We start from the raw sequence: 1,616 nt of genomic DNA, 5'->3' as shown, positions 1-1,616 counted from the left end.
GACGAATTGCGGAGAGGTGAGCTTCACCTGATGGCCCAAGGTCGCCAGCCTCCGCGCCATGTGGTGCGCGCCTGCACATGCCTCCATTACCAGCGTGCAGGCATGAAGCGTCGCGAGAAACTCGATCAGCTGCTTGCGGCTCAGCTTGTTGCGGAATATGGCCTTTCCTCTTGCGTCCTGTCCATGCAGATGGAACGAATGTTTGCCGAGATCGATTCCGATGAGCGTCACGTCTTGCACGATGTTCTCCTGTTCGCAATTGACGCGGTAAGGTTAGCGCACGCGTCGCAGGTGGGGGCGATCATCTCATTAGCACGTTAGCCTGAGCCAAGGGACGGCAAACCCGGTCAAGCTCAAGGTACTGCGTTGCCGGCAACGTACAAACGGGGTTCGGGATTTCCCGACGAACCAGCGATCTTCGTCTGGGACGAATGGGATGACGCCCAGGCGAAAGGCTTCTTCCTGCAAATTGCGCGGGATGCGGCGCGCGTCGACGATCATGCCATTGATTTCGATAAGCCAGACGAGTGGATTTCTGTCGAGCTGACTGGGAAGTGACCAGCGAGGATCGAGCTGACCGATCTTCAGAAGGCTCAGAATTGATCCTGAGCGGGCCGAACCGGTCTGGGCGCTTAGCCCGAAGTGCTGGCACAGTGCATCGGCGCGCATGTGGGGCTTTTGGGACTTGTCAAAGAGGAAGTTGACCCTCCCGATCGCGTAGGCCACGCCGCAGGCCCAGGAGCGTGCAGGACCGGTCACCAATGGCGATGGCCGCTTGCGGCACAGGGTGGCAACGAGACGTCGGCAGAGGTCGCGGTATTCATCGGTCAGGTGTTGCGCACAAAAGGCGTCGGTAAGCGCAATGATCTCGTCATACCGGTCTTGCATGGCGGCTGGCACCCGCTCGCCGCGAACGGTTGGCTTCATGGAATTCGCGATCCGTATGCGTCAGTTGCCCAGTTCGGCGAGCCCATGAACATCACCCTCCCGCTCGATCAGGCGCAGCCACGTGTCCAGCTTCTCGCTGGTGCCGTCAAGCAACCGGTCAACCAGGGTCCGGTCGTTCGCCTTGCCGAGCATGTTATGTAGTCCCAAGTATGCCACGAGAAGGCGATACATGGTGCAACGCAAATCATCACGTTCTCCCTGATAGCGCCGGGCATGGGGATGCAGATCCTCGATGGCAAGACTGAGTTTCTCGCCGACATACGACAGCGGTATGCCGTCACGATCCTGTCGCGACGTGTACGCCGGGCCGTTGGCGTTCAGGGGAAGATCGGCATCATCCGGGATCTGGGGCATTGGGTGTCTCCGTAGGTGTGTTGCCTGATCAGTGAAACGTCGGCGAACTGGCCATGCAGCAATGCTTGTGCTTGCGGCCACTACCGCACGGGCACGGCTCGTTGCGCCCGACTTTCGGTTCTTCCCGGCGCATGGGCAGACGCGCCGGGATGTGCGCCAGTGCCCGCCGATGTGGCTCGAAGTAACGGTAGATGTAGGTCAGCCCGGCGATCATCGTCTCCAGCAGTCCCTCGCGCTTCTCCGCAGGGATCGATGGTGGCCGCATCTGCGGGTCGGGATTGTGTTCATGATGCAGCATCATGATCGGGATCATC

General features: G+C 60.1%; 3 protein-coding genes and 1 pseudogene. All 4 read right to left on the bottom strand.

What is annotated here, in order from left to right; all coding sequences use genetic code 11:
* A pseudogene (locus tag GCT19_RS41930) lies at positions 1-240 on the bottom strand (IS110 family transposase); the annotation flags it as partial.
* A 69-nt stretch (positions 241-309) separates the two neighbouring features.
* Complete coding sequence (locus GCT19_RS41925; protein ID WP_227749509.1) at positions 310-927, bottom strand: DUF6398 domain-containing protein; 618 nt, start codon at positions 925-927, stop codon at positions 310-312.
* A 21-nt stretch (positions 928-948) separates the two neighbouring features.
* On the bottom strand, positions 949-1,302 hold the full coding sequence (locus GCT19_RS41920; RefSeq protein WP_018433056.1) for a hypothetical protein: 354 nt from the start codon (positions 1,300-1,302) through the stop codon (positions 949-951).
* Positions 1,303-1,330: 28 nt separating this feature from the next.
* The coding region (locus tag GCT19_RS41915; RefSeq protein WP_193727544.1) for an SEC-C metal-binding domain-containing protein at positions 1,331-1,616 on the bottom strand (286 nt) is incomplete at its 5' end.

It is taken from the genome of Paraburkholderia atlantica, from assembly GCF_009362785.1.
GTDB lineage: Bacteria > Pseudomonadota > Gammaproteobacteria > Burkholderiales > Burkholderiaceae > Paraburkholderia > Paraburkholderia atlantica.
The sequence above is the reverse complement of the archived record's forward strand: the minus strand, read 5'-3'. Positions and strand labels throughout refer to the sequence as shown.